This window comes from Paenibacillus mobilis (assembly GCF_058267595.1).
Genome location: NZ_JBZCMS010000001.1, coordinates 592051 through 609797 on the forward strand (window position 1 = coordinate 592051; position 17747 = coordinate 609797).

General features: G+C 48.3%; 20 protein-coding genes. 17 read left to right on the forward strand and 3 right to left on the reverse strand.

All coding sequences use genetic code 11. The features are described from left to right. The first annotated feature begins 186 nt into the window (after nucleotides 1-186). From AC3ZPD_RS02760 to AC3ZPD_RS02780, 5 genes are all read left to right on the forward strand, one after another. Nucleotides 187-780 (forward strand): YdeI/OmpD-associated family protein, encoded by a 594-nt coding sequence (locus AC3ZPD_RS02760; protein WP_490982727.1) that lies wholly within the window; start codon nucleotides 187-189, stop codon nucleotides 778-780. A gap of 284 nt (nucleotides 781-1064) precedes the next feature. Next, nucleotides 1065-1937: a helix-turn-helix domain-containing protein gene (locus AC3ZPD_RS02765; protein WP_490982728.1), complete on the forward strand. Its 873-nt coding sequence runs from the start codon at nucleotides 1065-1067 to the stop codon at nucleotides 1935-1937. A gap of 144 nt (nucleotides 1938-2081) precedes the next feature. Continuing rightward, a complete protein-coding gene (locus AC3ZPD_RS02770; RefSeq protein WP_490982729.1) occupies nucleotides 2082-3164 on the forward strand; it encodes an NAD(P)-dependent alcohol dehydrogenase in 1083 nt (360 codons plus the stop codon). Nucleotides 3165-3232: 68 nt separating this feature from the next. Further along, nucleotides 3233-3529 carry a DUF4286 family protein gene (locus AC3ZPD_RS02775; RefSeq protein WP_490982730.1) on the forward strand — a complete coding sequence of 99 codons (297 nt, stop codon included), beginning with the start codon at nucleotides 3233-3235 and terminating at the stop codon, nucleotides 3527-3529. 29 nt (nucleotides 3530-3558) lie between these two features. After that, complete coding sequence (locus tag AC3ZPD_RS02780; protein WP_490982731.1) at nucleotides 3559-4401, forward strand: SDR family NAD(P)-dependent oxidoreductase; 843 nt, start codon at nucleotides 3559-3561, stop codon at nucleotides 4399-4401. Between the two features lie 78 nt (nucleotides 4402-4479). Here the strand turns inward: AC3ZPD_RS02780 and AC3ZPD_RS02785 are convergent, their stop codons facing one another. Further along, nucleotides 4480-5154, reverse strand: a complete 675-nt coding sequence (locus AC3ZPD_RS02785; RefSeq protein ID WP_490982732.1) for an SOS response-associated peptidase — start codon at nucleotides 5152-5154, stop codon at nucleotides 4480-4482. A gap of 183 nt (nucleotides 5155-5337) precedes the next feature. Between AC3ZPD_RS02785 and AC3ZPD_RS02790 the strand changes: the two genes are divergently transcribed. Then, nucleotides 5338-6219 carry a hypothetical protein gene (locus AC3ZPD_RS02790; RefSeq protein ID WP_490982733.1) on the forward strand — a complete coding sequence of 294 codons (882 nt, stop codon included), beginning with the start codon at nucleotides 5338-5340 and terminating at the stop codon, nucleotides 6217-6219. 122 nt (nucleotides 6220-6341) lie between these two features. On the opposite strand, the gene AC3ZPD_RS02795 is transcribed toward AC3ZPD_RS02790, so the two are convergent. After that, nucleotides 6342-7061, reverse strand: a complete 720-nt coding sequence (locus tag AC3ZPD_RS02795) for a FadR/GntR family transcriptional regulator (protein ID WP_490982734.1) — start codon at nucleotides 7059-7061, stop codon at nucleotides 6342-6344. Nucleotides 7062-7314: 253 nt separating this feature from the next. Between AC3ZPD_RS02795 and AC3ZPD_RS02800 the strand changes: the two genes are divergently transcribed. From AC3ZPD_RS02800 to AC3ZPD_RS02850, 11 genes are all read left to right on the forward strand, one after another. Continuing rightward, nucleotides 7315-8508, forward strand: a complete 1194-nt coding sequence (locus AC3ZPD_RS02800) for an MFS transporter (RefSeq protein WP_490982735.1) — start codon at nucleotides 7315-7317, stop codon at nucleotides 8506-8508. After that, complete coding sequence (locus AC3ZPD_RS02805; protein WP_490982736.1) at nucleotides 8505-9311, forward strand: ABC transporter ATP-binding protein; 807 nt, start codon at nucleotides 8505-8507, stop codon at nucleotides 9309-9311. The genes AC3ZPD_RS02800 and AC3ZPD_RS02805 overlap by 4 nt, the downstream gene beginning before the upstream one ends. 230 nt (nucleotides 9312-9541) lie before the next feature. Then, nucleotides 9542-10486, forward strand: a complete 945-nt coding sequence (locus AC3ZPD_RS02810; protein ID WP_490982737.1) for a nucleoside hydrolase — start codon at nucleotides 9542-9544, stop codon at nucleotides 10484-10486. Nucleotides 10487-10496: 10 nt separating this feature from the next. Further along, nucleotides 10497-11675 (forward strand): NupC/NupG family nucleoside CNT transporter, encoded by a 1179-nt coding sequence (locus AC3ZPD_RS02815; RefSeq protein ID WP_490982738.1) that lies wholly within the window; start codon nucleotides 10497-10499, stop codon nucleotides 11673-11675. A gap of 355 nt (nucleotides 11676-12030) precedes the next feature. Next, nucleotides 12031-12930: a lipoyl synthase gene (lipA, locus tag AC3ZPD_RS02820; protein WP_490982739.1), complete on the forward strand. Its 900-nt coding sequence runs from the start codon at nucleotides 12031-12033 to the stop codon at nucleotides 12928-12930. 108 nt (nucleotides 12931-13038) lie between these two features. Then, complete coding sequence (locus AC3ZPD_RS02825) at nucleotides 13039-13845, forward strand: lipoate--protein ligase family protein (RefSeq protein WP_490982827.1); 807 nt, start codon at nucleotides 13039-13041, stop codon at nucleotides 13843-13845. Between the two features lie 175 nt (nucleotides 13846-14020). Next, on the forward strand, nucleotides 14021-14266 hold the full coding sequence (locus tag AC3ZPD_RS02830; protein ID WP_490982828.1) for a spore gernimation protein GerQ: 246 nt from the start codon (nucleotides 14021-14023) through the stop codon (nucleotides 14264-14266). A 12-nt stretch (nucleotides 14267-14278) separates the two neighbouring features. Further along, entirely contained in the window at nucleotides 14279-14665 is a 387-nt protein-coding gene (locus tag AC3ZPD_RS02835) for a spore coat protein (protein ID WP_490982740.1), read from the forward strand. Continuing rightward, complete coding sequence (locus tag AC3ZPD_RS02840) at nucleotides 14662-15798, forward strand: zinc-dependent alcohol dehydrogenase (RefSeq protein ID WP_490982741.1); 1137 nt, start codon at nucleotides 14662-14664, stop codon at nucleotides 15796-15798. The genes AC3ZPD_RS02835 and AC3ZPD_RS02840 overlap by 4 nt, the downstream gene beginning before the upstream one ends. A gap of 21 nt (nucleotides 15799-15819) precedes the next feature. Next, a complete protein-coding gene (locus AC3ZPD_RS02845; protein WP_490982742.1) occupies nucleotides 15820-16017 on the forward strand; it encodes a hypothetical protein in 198 nt (65 codons plus the stop codon). A 14-nt stretch (nucleotides 16018-16031) separates the two neighbouring features. Continuing rightward, nucleotides 16032-16325, forward strand: a complete 294-nt coding sequence (locus AC3ZPD_RS02850; protein ID WP_490982743.1) for a spore coat protein — start codon at nucleotides 16032-16034, stop codon at nucleotides 16323-16325. Between the two features lie 47 nt (nucleotides 16326-16372). Here the strand turns inward: AC3ZPD_RS02850 and AC3ZPD_RS02855 are convergent, their stop codons facing one another. Beyond that, on the reverse strand, nucleotides 16373-17725 hold the full coding sequence (locus AC3ZPD_RS02855) for an MFS transporter (protein WP_490982744.1): 1353 nt from the start codon (nucleotides 17723-17725) through the stop codon (nucleotides 16373-16375). Between the last annotated feature and the right edge of the window lie 22 nt (nucleotides 17726-17747).

The window sequence follows — 17747 nt, forward strand, 5'->3', positions numbered from 1 at the left end:
TGTCGTACGTAATATAACATCAACCCAAGTTTACTGTCAATCCTTAGAATTTATGTGGATTCAAACAATAAAAAAAACTTGAGCGTGCCGCTATATAATGTTCTAGAAGCGCATGATAAAATGGCAGGAACGGCCCTATTATAAAAGCCGTTTCCAATATGAATATAGATGAAAAGGAGTTCCCTAATGACCCCTAGCAGAACGAATCCCAAGGTCGACGAGTTTATAAGCAAAGCCGGAAAGTGGAAGGAAGAATACGAGAAGCTTAGAACGATCGTGCTTGACTGTGAACTGGCCGAAGATTTTAAGTGGATGCATCCTTGTTACACGTTTAACAATAAAAATATTGTTTTAATTCATGGCTTTAAAGAATATTGTGCCCTGCTGTTTCACAAAGGCGCCTTAATGGAGGATCCTCACGGAATACTAATCCAGCAAACGGAAAAAGTTCAAGCAGCGCGCCAGATCCGGTTCACGAATGCCAAAGAAATCACTGCGATGGAAAGTATTTTGAAAGCGTATATCAACCAGGCTATTGAAGTGGAAAAAGCCGGCTTGGAGGTAGCGTTTAAAAAACATACGGAATTTGCGGCTCCTGAAGAGCTGCAGCGACAATTCAATGAAAACCCCGCTTTAAAAACGGCTTTTGAAGCGTTGACTCCCGGACGCCAGCGGGCCTACCTTCTTTATTTTTCGGAGGCCAAACAATCGAAAACCCGGGAAACCAGAATTGAAAAATATAAGCAGCAAATTTTAGAAGGAAAGGGTTTGAACGATTAGGCTGTTATTCCATTTTAAGCAAACTGATTATATTCATAAGCCCAATTGCCTGGTCCATAAGCCGCATATGATGCGGTTTTTTTATTTGTATTTTTATGGTCTATACGTCTATTCCTGCTTCTTTATAACTCTTTCCAGGATCCTACAATTGACAGGCCCTAATTACGTGTACTATATTTGCTTTGTAAAATTTAATAGCTCACAATTAAATTATTTTTGAAAATATCGAGTGCAATTTTTGTTTGACTTTAGCAGGATTCTATTTTTCAAGGAGTGCGTAATGGATGTTTCAATGGTCAAAGAGCGAGGAGCGGTTGCACCGTTATGTAGGAATGGTTAAAGGCAAACATCTTTCTTTTATTACTCATTACTGGGGAGTAGCTCGTAATTTGCCGGCTAATGAAAGGCACAAGCACCCCTTTTTTGAAGTTTGTTATGTCATCGCAGGAGAGGGAACTTACGAGGAAGCCGGGTATATATTGCCTTTGGAAAAAGGGACTGCTTTTTGTTCCCGTCCGGATATTTATCATCAGATCAAGGATGTTAAGGATTTGGATCTTTTGTATATTGCATTTGAACCCGACAAAAACCTTTCGGAATCCCATGTTTATCAGGGTTATACGAAATCTCTTCTTCATGGGGCAATTAGTACGATCCTGCCGGAGCCAGCTCCGATTGCAATGTTATGGAAATCCCTCTTAATTCCCAATAACTGTGCCAACCCCGTTTCATCATCCCTGCTGTCCTCCATCGCTCACACGCTGCTTGTGTCCTTTACCGATCTTTTTGGAACGGAACCCGTCAAGGATGAAGCTATGATCACCGCAAATACTGCAACCCTTTTTATGAAAGCGCAGCAATATATTCGGAATCACATTAGTGACGTTTTATCGCTGCGGATGGTTGGAGAATCCTTAAATATATCTGAACGGCATCTGTCGCGTATCATTACGAGCAGCATTGGCAAACCTTTTTCAACATTAGTCAGGGAAGAGCGGATACGCGCTGCGGAGCAAATGCTTGCGTCCACAGATTTGCCGATTAAAGAAATAGCCTATCAAACCGGTTTTTCTTCGGTTCATTATTTCACGCGGGTTTTCGTTAGAACGAAGAAGATATCCCCGGCGGCTTTTCGTGAACATCTAAGAAAAATATAACCCGGCTTTCCTATGGCCTGATAATGCAAAATTGCGGCAGGACTCTGCAAATACTAGCAATAATAGAAATTATTATAATCAAATAGGAGTTGAGAAAGGCTCTGAAAACCTAACAAAAGATTTATGAAGACGGAGGAAACACAGATGAAAATGACGGCCGCTTTAACCGCAGAGAAAGGAAACGCCTTTGAACTAAAAGAGCTTGAGCTTGCGGAACCCAAAGAAAACGAAGTCCTCATTCGTATTATTGCAGCAGGCGTTTGTCATACAGACGCAGCCTCAAGAGACGGGCAAATTCCCGTTCAATATCCGATCGTGTTGGGTCACGAAGGTTCCGGCATCGTCGAAAGGGTAGGAAGCCAGGTAACCTCTGTTGTTCCGGGGGACCACGTTGTGTTGTCCTATGCTTCATGCGGCAATTGCGAGTACTGCTTGTCCGGAGAACCTGCTTACTGCAGCAGTTTTCTGCCTTTGAATTTCGGAGGAGGGATGGCGGACGGTACAACGCCGCTTCACCATCATGGAACAAACGTTAAAAATTTCTTTGGCCAATCTTCCTTTGCTACTTTCGCCGTAGCAAACGAAAGAAGTGTGGTAAAAGTCGGAAAAGAGGTTGATCTTGCGCTTCTGGGTCCGCTGGGCTGCGGCATTCAGACCGGGGCTGGGACGATTTTTAACGCACTCAGGCCGAAATTCGGTGAAAGCGTAGTTATTTTTGGGGCAGGCAGTGTGGGATTAAGCGCCGTTATGGCGGCCAAGCTTGTAGGCTGCTCGAACATTATTGCCGTTGACATCGTCCCGAGCAGGCTGAAGTTGGCACAAGAGCTTGGGGCTACCCATGTCATTAACGGGGAACAAGAGAATGCCGTCGCAGAAATTCGCAGAATCACGAACGGCGGGGCTGATTACAGTATCGATACTACGGGTTTGCCGGCAATCGGCATTCAAACCGCTGAAGCGATTCGTGTGAAAGGGACAGCTGCCTATCTCGTCCAAATGGCGGATTTGTCGCAATCCCCAACGGCTATTCTTGGCAAACATTTTGTTTCCTTATGGGAAGGCAACTCCATTCCGCAGTTGTTTATCCCGCAGCTCATTGAGTATTACCAAGCAGGAAAGTTTCCTTTCGACAAGCTTGTCCGGTTCTATGATTTTGAACAGATCAACCAGGCCTTTCAAGATTCAAAAACGGGTGAAACTGTAAAACCCATTCTAAAAATGCAGTAACGCCATGTTGTTCAGCGGACTCGAGTTTAAGGACAGGAATTATTTTAATTATCCGGAGGTTGTGCAAGATGGGGAAATACATTCTTACCGTTATATCTAAAGCTAAAGACGGGAAAGAGGAAGAACTTAGAAGCTGGTATAAAAACGTCCATATCCCTGAGCTTCTGCAGTTCTCCGGGTTTAAGAACGGAACCAGGTATTATAACGAAAACGCCGAAAAGCCCTATATGGCCATCTATGAAATTGTGTCAGAAGATATTCAAGAAACGATGGAACATTTACAGGCAAATTCCTCAAGCTTGACCTGGTCCGATTCCATCGATATGGAGTCTATCAGCATGCAGGTCTATGAGTTGTTGGATTGAACACGTTGGAAAATAAGAAGAAAGGAAAGATGAAATTGCTGCAAAAAAAAGTTTGGTTCATAACCGGTGCCTCAAAGGGGTTTGGTTTAACGTTAGTCAAAAAACTTTTGGAAATGGGCTATAGGGTTGCAGCCACCTCCAGAACAATCAATGAACTTGAGGCTGTTGTCGGTGTTCATGAGCATTTTCTTCCGCTCCAAATGGACGTAACGAATGAATCCGAGGTCAAGACGGCTATAACTGCGGCCGTAAAACGTTTCGGTCGATTGGATGTAGTCGTTAATAATGCCGGATACGCTCAAATCGGATCGTTTGAAGAGGTGCCGGATTCCCTAATCCGAAAAAACTTTGAAGTGAATGTTTTTGGTGTCTTCAGCGTGATCAGACATGCGCTGCCATACCTTCGGGAGCAAAGGTCGGGGCATATCTTTAATCTTTCGTCCATAGCCGGATATCAGGGGCAGATGGCAAGCGGGGTATATGCGGCCACAAAATTTGCTGTGGACGGGTTAAGCGAATCCTTGGCGCAGGAAGTCGCCCCCTTAGGAATCTTTGTTACATCGGTAAAACCGGGTTATTTCCGGACAAACTTCTTTTCCGAAGGTTCAATAAGCGCCGGCGGAAATCCAATCGTTGAATATGAGGCCATCAGACAAGGACAGGAGGCCGGTCTGCGTATGTTCGACAAGAACCAGCCGGGCGATCCTGCTAAAGGGATGGAGGTTTTAATTCGGGTTTCTGAATCGGACCATCCTCCGGTACATCTGTTTTTGGGGGCCGACGCGTATGCGGCCGCAGATCAAAAAATTGCGAATATTCAGCAAGAAATGCAAACTTGGAAAGCCTCAGCGAGTAAGACGGATTTTGAATAAAAAAAGAACAGGCCATCCTGCAAAGGATGGCCTTATATTTCCATATTTCCGTATTCAGGGAAGATGGAAAATCACCTTTTAGCGTTTGACCCAAGCCCCCTGCAAATCCATTTCCCGGATGCAGTCCTCCGAGTCCTGGCTGCTGTCTTCAATAAGCGGCGTCACCGCATAAATATCCATGTCTTCAGCGGCATGAGAACGTAAAATCGGATCCAGCGCATCAAGCTCATTCGTATCCTCGTCAAGCCAGCGGCTCATGTCTTCTTTGGACAGAATCGCGGGCATCCGGTTTTCGAACTCTCCGATCAGCGGGTTGGCCTCCGTCATGACCAAGGTAAAGGTGCGGAGAGGTTCTCCGCGCGTATCCCGCCAAATTTCGTAGAGGCCGGCCACCCCGAACATGTCCCTGTTTTTCATGACCACTCTTACCGGATATTCTTTTTTGCCTTCTTTTCTCCAATAATAGAAACCGTTGCACGGAATTACGCACCGCTGCTTGTCTATGATTTTGCGGTAGCTTGGATTTTGGTGCACATTCCTCAAATCAGCATTTACCGCGTCTTTTCCCCAGTAAGGCATAAATCCCCAGCGGAATTCATCCAGAATCCGGACTCCATTTTCCTGGAGCACAACAGGCGTGTGTTGCGTTGGGCTGATGTTATACCGGTTTTTATAGAAATACATCACCCGCTCAATTTCAAAATGCTCCTGAACCTCCGGCAGCTCGGCCGCCATGGAAAAACGTTGACACATGAATCAACAGCCTCCTTTAGGCCGTAGTATTTGCCAATGGTGGAAGATTATTCATGAGTTTGGGGAGGGGAATTAACCGAAAAGGCTTGATCTCCAAGGATATGGAAATAAATTCCGGTCCACTTTTGTACAAAATCTTGGTAAGGTAGGGGATAGCATTCAGAAAAAGGTGATGAGTTCAGCATGATTAAGAAACGTTGTTTATTCTGCGACAAGATCGTTCCAAGCCGGCAGGAAGGCGAATACGAGAGGTTTATCGGCTGCTTGTGTTCTCCCGGCGGCTCATACAGCTTGCGGGCAGACAGCTATGAACCTATTCAATCGCTGCCGCACCAGCAGAAACGCGACGTTCTGCATCTTATATCCGCTTATATCCGAGAGCAAACCGACCGTGGGGAACAGGTAGTCATTTCGGCCGATGATTTGGATTCCATAACGAATTCTCCAAAAATTCCAGTAACTATTGAAGATAAAGGCAACCGGCTGCTGCAATATTTGTACAGGCATTCCGAGGGCCCGGAAGAACCAGTCGTCATTCAGCCGCTTTCCAGCAGCTTTAATTTGACTTACTCCCATAATTTGCAGGAGCTGGTCTATATTCTCGACAAACTGGGCAGCGAGCAGCTGATCATCAGGGAAGGCATGACTTTCAAGCTAACGGAAAAAGGCTGGAAAGAAGCAGCCGCCACGGCCGGCGGCAAAAAATTCAAAAATTGCATGATTCTGCTTGCCAAAGAAGAGAATTATCGGACATTGTGGCAGGAGAGCTTATTCGCTAAAATCGAGCAGATGGGCTATTTGCCGCATTTGCTGCCGGCTGCGGGTTCACAAAACACCCTAGAAGGGGTCGCTGAGAGTCATGTTGTGATAGCTGATCTAACCGGCCAATCTCCGGATGTTTTTTTAGCGGCAGGATATGCGGTGGCTTTAAACATTCCGGTCATTTGGACCATGAGCGGCAAAGACACGGGTCCCTTTGAAGTTTCCTTTAAAGGGGTGCGGCCTATCGTTTGGAATACTTTAGACGAGCTGATGGTAATGATTGAACAGAGGCTGAACAAGTAGAGCAGGACTGATTATTTAACTGAGGACAGCGGCGTCCAGGATTCCCTAAGCATATCCGGATTGCCGCTGTTATTTTCGTTCTTTAATCTACCGGTCTTCTTGAAACAAACATTAAGGAAGGGTTAAAGCAGCGTGGATACCTCTGGATACAAATGGCTGATATGCTTCATGGTTCCTTTTAAATTCATAAGCGCGAACATTTTGGCTTCGTCCACGTTTTGGCCAACCAGGGCGTCGTATAAATTTTCGTGAATAGGTGTACTGTCGTCGTAAAGCTCAATATCCAAAATTAATTGACTCAAGATGGCCCGAAGAGCCGAGCTGAAGGTCCGGTACAATTCGATCAGCAAATCATTATGGGTCGCTTCAGCAATCGCTTTATGAAATTCAACATCAAATTCGACAAAGTCCGAATATTTGCCGTCCCGCAGGGCGTTGTTCCGTTTATCAAGAAGAGAGCGGATTTTACGCAAGTCCTCCTCATTTCGGCGGGCTGCTGCAAGGGAGCATACCTCAAGATCCAGCATTTTTCGGACTTCGTAAATTTGCAGCATCCCCGTTTGACGCATAGCTCTCTCTAGTGAATTCCCGGACTGCTCCGTAGATTTGACGAACGTGCCGTCCCCTTGTTTAACTTCCAAAATATCCGCATAAACCAGAATTTTTACCGCTTCTCTTACCGTCGAACGGCCAACTCCAAACTGTTCCATTAATTCCGCTTCGGTAGGCATCCGATCCCCGGCTTTGAATTGTCCTGAATAAATTTTGCTTTTTAGCTGCTCCAGCACCTCATCGACCAACTTTCGACGAGTTACGGTTTTAAAGGATTGATTATTATTCATCAGATCATCTCCTGGATAAAATTATAACACAACCGCCGCTATAGTGCCTAATCTGGGGAGTTATTGAGGAGGTATTCGATTCATTACAATCGCTTTCATCTCTTGACATCAGACATCTGATGTTTTAATCTGGTTCTATCTTAAACGGATAACCTCAAGGCCGCTTCATGAATCAAGTGGCCTCCCAGGCAGAAGGGAAAAGGATTGTCCGTGACATATCAACATTATTTCAGAGTAAGCGGGTGCTGCATCAGTGAACAAAAACAAATTAACGTTAATGATTATTGCCGTATTGCTTGTATCCATGAATTTAAGGCCAGCGATTACTTCCATTGCCGCTCTTCTTGAAACGATTCAAACAGAGCTCTCGATGAGCAGCACGATGGTCAGTTTGCTAACCGGAATTCCGGTGATATGCATGGGGGTATTTGCCCCGTTAACCTCTAGAATCAGCAAGCGGTTCGGGCTGGAACGCACCATTACGTATTGTCTGATTCTGATTGGAATCGCTACAGGCCTGCGTTTCTTTGCAGAAAACGTCGCTTTATTCCTGTTGACCGCGGGGGTGATCGGCATCGGCCTGGCGATCGTAGGCCCTTCCTTATCAGGGTATATCAAGCAGCAATTTCCCCGGTATGCCCATCTGATGATCGGCGTATATTCGGCCGGTATCGGACTGGGGGCCTCGCTTGGAGCGGGACTTACTTTGCCTGTGCAAAACGGGCTAGACCTCACTTGGCCGTCCGCTCTGGCCATTTGGTTTGTGCTGGTGCTTGTCGCCCTGGTTTTGTGGCTGGCGGCTACGCCTAGAATGGCTCATTTGAACGCTGACTCCAAACCGCAGAAAAATCCTTTTCCCTGGAAAAACAAACGCGCGCTGCTGGTGATGCTTTTCTTCGGATTGCAGGGCTGTCTGAACTATTCGATCACCGCCTGGATTGCGCCGATCTCCCAAATCAATCATCTTTCGGAGTCTCTTGCAGGCACGATAGTTACGGTTTATACCCTGATTCAAATGGGAGCTTCCTTGCTGATTCCATTCATCGCAACGAAAGTTCCGAAGCGTCTATTCTGGATGCTGTCCAGTGCATGTATACTGTTTGTCGGATTGCTGATGCTTAGTTTCCTAAACGGCACAAGTATTCCTTGGATCGCCGCCGTTTTGCTCGGATATGGCTCAGGCGGATTGTTTTATCTGGCGCTACTGTTACCTCTTGATGAAACCGGCAACGCCAATGAGGCAAGCTCCTGGACAGCCATGGTTCAATTTGGCGGTTATATCCTTTCCGGAATTGGCCCTATTTTTACAGGATGGATTCATGATCTTACTGGCAGTTACCCTATCTCCTTTATTGGATTAGCCGTTATCGGTTTGCTCGTGATTATCGTAAGCTTGCTGATTGGAAACAAAAGAGGAACAGAAGAGGGGAGGCCGGAACTCTCATGATCATTGATATCAAAGACGTAAGCTGGGTACGGCAGGGAACGACAATTTTGCAGGATGTAAGCTGGCAGGTTCAAGCTGGGGAGCATTGGTGCATTGTAGGGTTAAACGGTTCAGGCAAAACGACCCTCCTGAATATGATTAATGGTTATATCTGGCCTACGAGAGGAGAAATTTCCGTTCTGGGCCATAAATTCGGCGAGGTTGATCTCAGAGAGTTGCGCAAATCCATAGGTTGGGTTAGCTCTTCGCTTCAGCAGCGGCTGTACGGCAGTGAGACGGCACAGAATATTGTGCTGAGCGGCAAATTCGCTACGATCGGCTTATATGATCATACCGGGGAGGAGGATCAGGCGAAAGCCCATTCCCTCCTGAAGCTGCTTGGCTGTGACAAGTTAACAAACCGCCGATACGATACCTTTTCTCAGGGAGAACGGCAGCGGGTGCTCATTGCCCGGGCGTTAATGGCGTCCCCGAAATTGCTGATTCTGGATGAGCCCTGCACAGGACTTGACGTGTTTGCCCGGGAGCTTCTGCTAAGCATGGTCGACAACGTTAGCAGGCAGCCGGATGCGCCGACTTTTTTATTTGTGACTCATCATATTGAGGAAATCATGCCTGTGTTTCGAAAAACCTTACTGATCAAAGAGGGGAAAATATTCAGGGCTGGCGACACGCTCAGCTTGCTTAACAGCCAACTGCTTTCCGGATTTTTTGATGCTCCGCTTAAGGTAGAACGACGCAATCATCGGACATGGCTTTTGCCGCTGAGCAGTGCAATTCAAGATAAGCTCACCCGGAAATAACGGAAGGGGCAAGGACTGAAAACAAACGAAAAGAATTTCTGGCTTCCGTTATTCATTTTAGAGAGCGTTTGCATCCTTAAAGATCAGATGATCTGATATATGAGAATTGTTAAAGCGTGAGTGTTGAAGATGAAATAGAACTTTGAGGAGGTGGTGCCCAGTTAATTTATAAGGTCCATACGCTGTCGAACTGATATTTAATCAATCCATAGATTTGGAGGTAATAAGCAATGGAAACTAAAATGAAAATGATCTTGGATGTAGACACGGGAATCGATGATGCGCTGGCGATTCTGTACGCGGTTAAATCCGGAACGGTAGAGCTTTTGGGTGTAACGGCCGCTGCCGGTAATGTAACTGCCGCGCAGGCGGCGCTGAATTCCAGACAGGTCCTTGAGCTTGGGGGAGCCGATGTTCCGGTGTTTCAAGGAGCCGAGAAACCGCTTGCCCGGGAATGGAATGGCGGAGCCCGTCATGTCCATGGCGATAACGGAATCGGCGATTTCGAGCTTCCGGTTCCTGATGCCGCAAACCCGTCCGTAACAGCCGTAGATTTCCTGATCAACAAGATCAGTGAGCTCCCGAATGAAATCACTTTGGTTTGTACGGGATGTTTAACGAATTTGGCGCTAGCCCTGCAGAAGGAGCCTTCTATCTCAAGCAAGATCAAGAAGCTTGTCCTGATGGGGGGAGCCTTGAGGGTGCCCGGCAACGTGACCCCCAAAGCGGAAGCGAATATTTATGGGGACCCTGAAGCGGCCAAAATAGTGTTTGAATCCGGTATTCCTCTTACGATGGTAGGTTTAGACGTAACGATGAAAGCGCTTTTTAAAGAAGAGCATTTGTCCGAGCTGCTGGACAGAGCTCCGAACGAGCAGAAAGAGATGTTTGCTTTTGTTGAGCACATTCTTAAATTCCGATTTGAAGCCTACCTGCGCAAAAAAGGAATCAGCGGCACCGCCTTGCACGACCCGCTTGCGGTAGCGGTTGCCATTGATCCTGGTTTGGTGACGATCGTTGATACATTTGTACGGATCGGAGTGGAGGACCCGGTGGAATTGGGGGCTACCATTGAAGAGCAGCGGCCGTCGAGCACGGCCGTCCCTGCGCAGGTTTGCGTGGATGTGGACGTTAGTGCTTTTATAGAACGGTTTATCCAAACCCTAACGAAATGAGGACCTGAATATGCGGATACTTATTGCGATTTTTGGTTTAGCTCTGATCTTTCTCCTTTGTTATGCAACAAGCAGGGACAGACGGAACATTCGCTATCGTCCTTTACTTGTTATGGTTGCGGTACAGTTGATCCTTGCCTTTGTTCTACTGAACACAGGCATTGGATCGTTTCTGGTGCAGGGATTCGTATCCGTGTTTGCCAAGCTGCTTAATTTTGCGGCGGAAGGCGTTAATTTCGTGTTCGGCGGCATCGCCAACGACAACTCGGATCCCTTTTTCCTGAATGTGCTGCTTCCTATTGTGTTCATTTCAGCTTTAATCGGTATCTTGCAGTATCTCAAGGTTCTGCCTTTTATCATTAAATATATAGGGCTCGCGCTCAGTAAAATTAACGGGATGGGAAAATTGGAATCCTATAACGCAGTTGCCTCCGCCATATTGGGCCAGTCCGAAGTGTTTATTTCGGTAAAAAAACAGCTGCATCTCCTTCCCAATCAGCGTTTGTACACGCTCTGCGCTTCCGCCATGTCAACCGTTTCGATGGCAATTGTAGGCGCTTACATGCAAATGATCAAACCGGAATATGTGGTGACTGCTTTGGTTTTGAACCTCTTCAGCGGCTTTATGATTACTTCGATGCTTAATCCTTACGTGGTACCCGAAGAAGAGGATATAGTTACCGTGCAGGAGGAAAAAAAGCAGACGTTTTTCGAGATGCTCAGCGAATATGTCATGGACGGATTTAAAGTAGCTATCGTGGTTGCGGCCATGCTGATCGGTTTCGTAGCCCTGGTTGCGATGATCAATACGCTGTTCAGCTGGATCTTCGGGTTATCGTTTCAAGAGCTGCTGGGATATGGCTTTGCCCCGTTTGCTTTCCTTATGGGGATTCCCTGGAAGGAAGCGGTTGAGGCGGGAAGCATCATGGCTACCAAGCTGGTAACCAACGAATTTGTTGCTATGCTTGAACTGGGCAAGCATACGGAATTGTCTGCACGGGCTGCCGGAATCGTTTCGGTCTTCCTTGTATCCTTTGCCAATTTCTCGTCCATCGGGATTATCGCCGGTGCGGTGAAGGGACTTCATGAAGAGCAGGGGAATGCGGTCGCGCGTTTCGGCCTCCGTTTGCTTTATGGGGCAACGCTGGTTAGCTGCCTTTCAGCCACTTTGGCCGGTTTGTTCATTTAAAATCGGAAAAAATCGAAACGCAAAAAATGAGGGCGTTTACATGATAAAAATAGGCGTGATGGCCTGACGTTGATTTTTCTTGTGACGTCAGGCCATCACGCTTTGTTGAATATGGAGGGGAAGTTCAGCAACAAAAGTTTTGTCATTGCCTCGAAGGAGACCATGGACTATACAACATGGATTGCAGAGCCGAATAAACATTTACTAAAAACTTGAAGCTTAGGCCCAATGGGTCTAGAATATGAAATTGGAATGATTTTGAGGCGGCGTTGTCTCCCCGTACTTCCAGACATCCTAGATGAGAACGCTCCTGTGAAAATTGATAAAGACCTAACGAAATTCAAGGAGGATAACCATGCGTCAGACTCAGACTAGAGAAAGAAAACCGGACTGGCTTCGGATCTCGCTGGACACCGGGGAGGAATATAAAGAACTTAAGAAAATGATGCGCGGCCGGAAGCTTCATTCCGTCTGCGAGGAAGCGAAATGCCCAAACATTTACGAATGCTGGAGCCAGCGGACGGCTACCTTCATGATTTTGGGCAGCATCTGCACGCGTGCCTGCCGGTTTTGCGCGGTCACCAGCGGACTGCCGACGGAGCTGGATTTGGAAGAGCCGATGCACGTCGCCGAGTCGGTCCGTGACATGGGCCTGAAGCATGTTGTAATTACGTCTGTAGCGCGCGATGATTTGAACGATCATGGGGCATCGATGTTTGCGGCTACCATTCGGGCGGTACGCGAACTTAATCCTCTTACGAACGTGGAAGTGCTGATTCCTGACCTGGGGGGAGTGGGAGAACGCATTCAGGTTGTTCTCGATGCGAAACCGGATGTCCTGAACCACAACCTGGAAACGGTCGCCCGGCTTTCGGACAAAGTCCGGGCCAAAGCCAAATATGACCGTTCATTAAGCGTATTGCGCCAGGCGAAGGAGCTCCGGCCGGGTCAAACGACGAAGTCCGGCATTATGGTAGGGCTTGGGGAGACCAAGGAAGAACTCATTCAGGCGATGACTGACCTGCATGCGGCAGGCGTTGATATCATTACAATCGGGCAATATTTGCAGCCGACGCTGAAGCATATTCCGCTGGAACGGTATTACACGCCGGACGAATTTGCCGAGCTGAAGCAGGAGGGGCTGCGCATCGGATTTGCCCACGTGGAATCCGGACCGCTCGTCCGAAGCTCGTACCATGCGCACGAACAAGCCGAACATGCCAAAAGCCGGCAGCAGGAGCCTGTAGCAGAATAACGGAGGGAGATGCTATCCGATTTGAACGGGAACGAAACGTTAAACCCATGGACAGCGGAGGAAACGCCCGCATGGCGTTTTGTCCATACGGGCCGGCGTACCGGCGCCATGAATATGGCGATCGACGAAGCCATGATGATCGCGCAGCAGGAGGGGAAAGTGCCGCCGACCGTAAGGTTTTATAACTGGCTCCCTGGCACGCTGACGGTGGGGTATTTCCAGAAAGCCGAGAAAGAGATCGACTTCGCCGCCGTTGAACGTCACGGAGTAGGTTTTGTACGGCGTCCGACCGGCGGTCGGGCCGTCCTTCACGACCGTGAGGTGACCTATTCTTTGGTTGTGCCGGAAACGTATCCCGGCTTACCGGCACGGGTGGATGAAGGCTACCGCGTGCTGAGCGAAGGCCTTTTGTACGGCTTCCGGCGGCTTGGCCTGGATGCGGAGATGACGGGCGGCTACAGTCTGGCTGCCGGAGAAACGCCTCAATCGGCCCGGCTTTCCCGCTCGGCAGCCTGCTTTGATTCGCCGTCGCGGTACGAGCTGACGGTTGAAGGACGGAAGATCGCCGGCAGCGCACAAATGCGGACGCGGGGAATCGTGCTGCAGCACGGTTCGATCCCGGTTGAACCGCAGATTGATTTTTTGTTCGAGCTGCTTCATTTTCCGGAAAGCCGGACGAAAGAGCGCTGGAAACGGATCGTTGAGGAGAAGGCCGTAGCGATTAACGAAGTGTTAAAGCGGAAAAATGGCCGTCAAGTTACGTTGGAGGAAGCGGAGGAAGCCTTTCGCATCGGGTTTGCGGAAGCCTTTGGCGCTCCCCTTGTCGCTGAGCCGCTTTCGGAATATGAGGAGGAGCTGGCGGCAGAGCTGGTTCGAACCAAATATGGAACCGAAGAATGGAACCGGTCCAGATAAAGAAGTTTTAATATATTTAAATATATAAGCCGTTATCGTAGGTGAAACTTGCCTGATCGAAACGGCTTTTTTTCTTGCCTGCAGAATTCATTTCTTGGCGAATAGCGGCTGTCCAAGCATAAACCCGGAAAATGGTGAGAAGCTATGCGTGAAATCATTGGAGGTGAATCTGGCCGTGAATATGCAGCCACTGGCTCCTCATGAATCTCTGGAGCTTCATGAAGCGCTTAACTTTAAAACCTTATGCTTAGCGAAATCCAAATTGATGCAGGGGCTTGTTTTTGATCAGGAATTAAAAGCTTTGATGCAAAAAGACGTCGAACAGAACCTGAAGGCTATCGCAGAAATCCAGGCTGTTTATGCCAAAGCGCCCTTCCAGGCACCTGTTCCTCAAAGCCGTCCGACGCCTATTATAAACTAAGGGGAGAGTCCCATGAACCAAGATTATTTAGATCCTATAAATGCGCTTAATATGCCGGAAATGGCGGACATGACCCTGGCCATGGATTTTCTTGTCCGAGCTAAAGAAGGCGTAAGAAATACGGCAATTGCCCTGACGGAAACGGTTTCCCCCGATGTCAGACAGCTTCTGAAAAAGCAGTTAAGGGAAGGGATTGCCCTGCATCAGGAAATTTCCGACCTGATGATCCGCAAAAAATGGTTCCATCCTTACGAATTAAAGGAGCAGTACCAGCTTGATCAGCTATCCGCCAACAATACGGTCATGATCGGACAAATGAATTTATTTCCAAACGGCAGCAACCGCAAAGGCATGTTCGATCGAGTGCCGGACGAGCATCAAGGGGGGCACTACGCATGAAGGCCGTTACGTATCAAGGCATCAAAAACGTCGTAGTGAAAGACGTCCCTGCACCCAAGATCGAAAAAGCGGACGACATGATCGTAAAATTAACGAGTACGGCGATCTGCGGCTCCGATCTGCATCTCATTCACGGCATGATGCCAAACCTGCAGGAAAATTACATCATAGGGCATGAACCAATGGGGATTGTCGAAGAGGTAGGTTCGGGAGTTGCCCATTTGAAAAAGGGCGACCGGGTTATTATCCCTTTCACGATCGCCTGCGGCGAGTGTTTTTACTGCAAAAACCACTTGGAAAGCCAATGCGACAACTCCAATCCGAACGGGGACATGGGAGCCTATTTCGGTTATACCGGCAATACCGGCGGATACCCTGGCGGACAGGCGGAATATTTACGGGTTCCTTGCGCCAATTTCACGCATTTTAAAATCCCGGAAAGCTGCGAGCAGCCGGATGAAAAACTTTGCCTGATTGCAGATGCGATGCCGACGGCTTATTGGAGCGTTGATAATGCGGGCGTTAAAGACGGGGACACGGTAATCGTGCTCGGCTGCGGACCGATCGGACTGCTGGCCCAAAAGTTTGCCTGGATGAAGGGCGCAAAAAGGGTAATCGCGGTCGATTACGTCGACTATCGTTTAAACCATGCGAAACGGACGAATCAGGTGGAAACCGTAAATTTCGAGCAGGAGAAAAATGTGGGCAGTTATTTGAAGGAGATCACTCAAGGCGGAGCGGATGTCGTTATTGATGCGGTGGGAATGGATGGGAAAATGAACGATCTGGAGTTTCTGGCCACCGGCATGAAACTGCAAGGCGGAACGATGAGTCCCTTGGTCATCGCTTCCCAGGCTGTCCGCAAAAGCGGCACGATCCAGATCACCGGCGTTTATGGAGGCCGTTATAACGGTTTTCCGCTCGGCGATATCATGCAGCGCAACGTCAACATTCGTTCCGGACAAGCTCCGGTCATTCATTATATGCCCTATATGTATGAACTGATCCAATCCGGCAAGGTGGATCCAGGAGATATCATTACCCATGTCATTCCGCTATCAGAAGCCGAGCATGGCTACAAGATTTTTGATACAAAGACGGATAACTGCATCAAAGTCATTTTAAAGCCCTAGTTAAAGGGACAGGAGGCAGACATGAATTCGAGATACGGTTTGCATGAAACGTTGGAGGTTCACGAAATAGCCGCGTTCAAAACGGTATGCGCCACTAAATCCAAAGGCATGCAGATTCTGGTGACCGACCCGGAATTAAAAGCAATCCTGCAGAGGGATACAGAACTGTCCAAAATCCAGCTGCAGGAGCTCAGCACACTGCTGTCCAAAACCCAATAAAGGAGGTTTGAACGATGATTCCGTTCCTCGAACGTTTGATGGGAATGAGCGATTTGACCGATCAGATCATCGCCATGGATTTTTTGAACAACGCCAAAAGCGGGGTCCGCAATTACGCCATGGCCGTAACGGAATGCGCTTCCCCGGATATTAAAGCCGTCTTGACGAAACAGCTGGAAGAGGCCATTCAAACCCACGAAAGCATCGTTAACTATTTGGTGGGCAGGGGGTTTTACCACCCTTATCATGTAGACGAGCAAATTCAGCTCGATTTGCAAAACCTTCAAACGGCCGAAAGCATCCTTTAAGAAAAAACGAAACCGCCGGCAGATCAAGCGTCGGCGGTTTTTTCTAATCAGGCGTTCTGCCGTTGCTCCCGCCTTCGCGGCATGCGGAAGGTCAGCAGCAGGATGCCCAAACCGATGACAAAACCGGAAAGAGCAACCAGATGGAAATGGGCAGTCGTAATGTGTTTAGAGAATACGATGCCTAGCAGGCTCGACGAAAAAATCGTGCCCAAATAACGGGAAGTCATAAACAAACCTGAAGCGGCTCCCGTTTCCTCCGGCCTGGTGAAGGCATACAAGGAAGTTTGCATCGCAATATTGTTAAACCCGTTGCTGATCCCAAGCATCGACAACATGGCGAAAATAAACCAAGGCCCGGATCGGTCCCCGATGAGCAGCAGAAGCAGCGTGCCCAGCAGCAGGGTTGCCGAACCGGCAAGGAGAGCGGGTTTGGAGCCCTGCTTATCGATCCATTTTCCCGTCAAGGGAGCGATGATTACTCCAAAACCCGCAACGGCCAGCATGACTAAACCGGTCGTGCCCGAATCAAACTTCTGCACATGCTGAAGGTAAGTCGGAACCCCGAAAAAGACGGAATAAAACACAATGTTGATCAGGATGTACTGAAGATAAACAAAACTAAGATTCAGGTTGCTGACAAAACCGGATACATCGATAAAAGGTTCCTTCCGGCGTTTCTCGTAAAAGCAGAACCATACGGTAAGGGCCAGACTGATCAGCAGATAGCCCAGGTTCACCCGTTTCTCGAGGGACAAAAGGAACAACAGCCAGCCGACAATGCTGGCGGAAAACAGCAAAACGCCCGTCCAATCGATTTTGGCTCCGGCTTCCGGCCGTTCATCGGCCGGGAATAATTTCCACGCGAGCAGAAAGGATCCGATCAGGAACGGAAAATTAATGATGAAAATGGCCGGCCAGTCTCCAAGCTGCAGCATGAAACCGCCGATTGAAGGGCCAAATGCTGCGGAAATCGAAGTGAAAATCGACAGAATGCCAAGCGCCTGCGCCTGGTTTTGGGTAATCCGCTTTCGAATAATGCCCATGCCGGCCGGAAACAAAATCGAACTTCCAAATGCCTGAATGATCCGGAACAGGATCAGCCAAATAAAGTTGGGTGAAAAAGGGGCCAGCGCCGACGAGACGGCGATCAGCAGCAATCCGATGAGGAACAGCCTTTTCCTGCCCCAAGTATCGCTGAGTTTGCCCATAACGGGCTGACCTACGGCACTGGCCAAATAGTAAGTCGAAATCAGCCAGGAAGAATCGGTAAAGCTGAGCCCGAACTGCTCCTGCAGCCGGGATAAGGCCACCGAAATCATGGAGGAGTTCAGGGGATTAAGCAGGGTGCCCAAGGCGACGGTTACGACAAGCCATTTCGTATAGTCGCGGGTTTTCGTCATGTACAGCTCACCTCAGATTCAT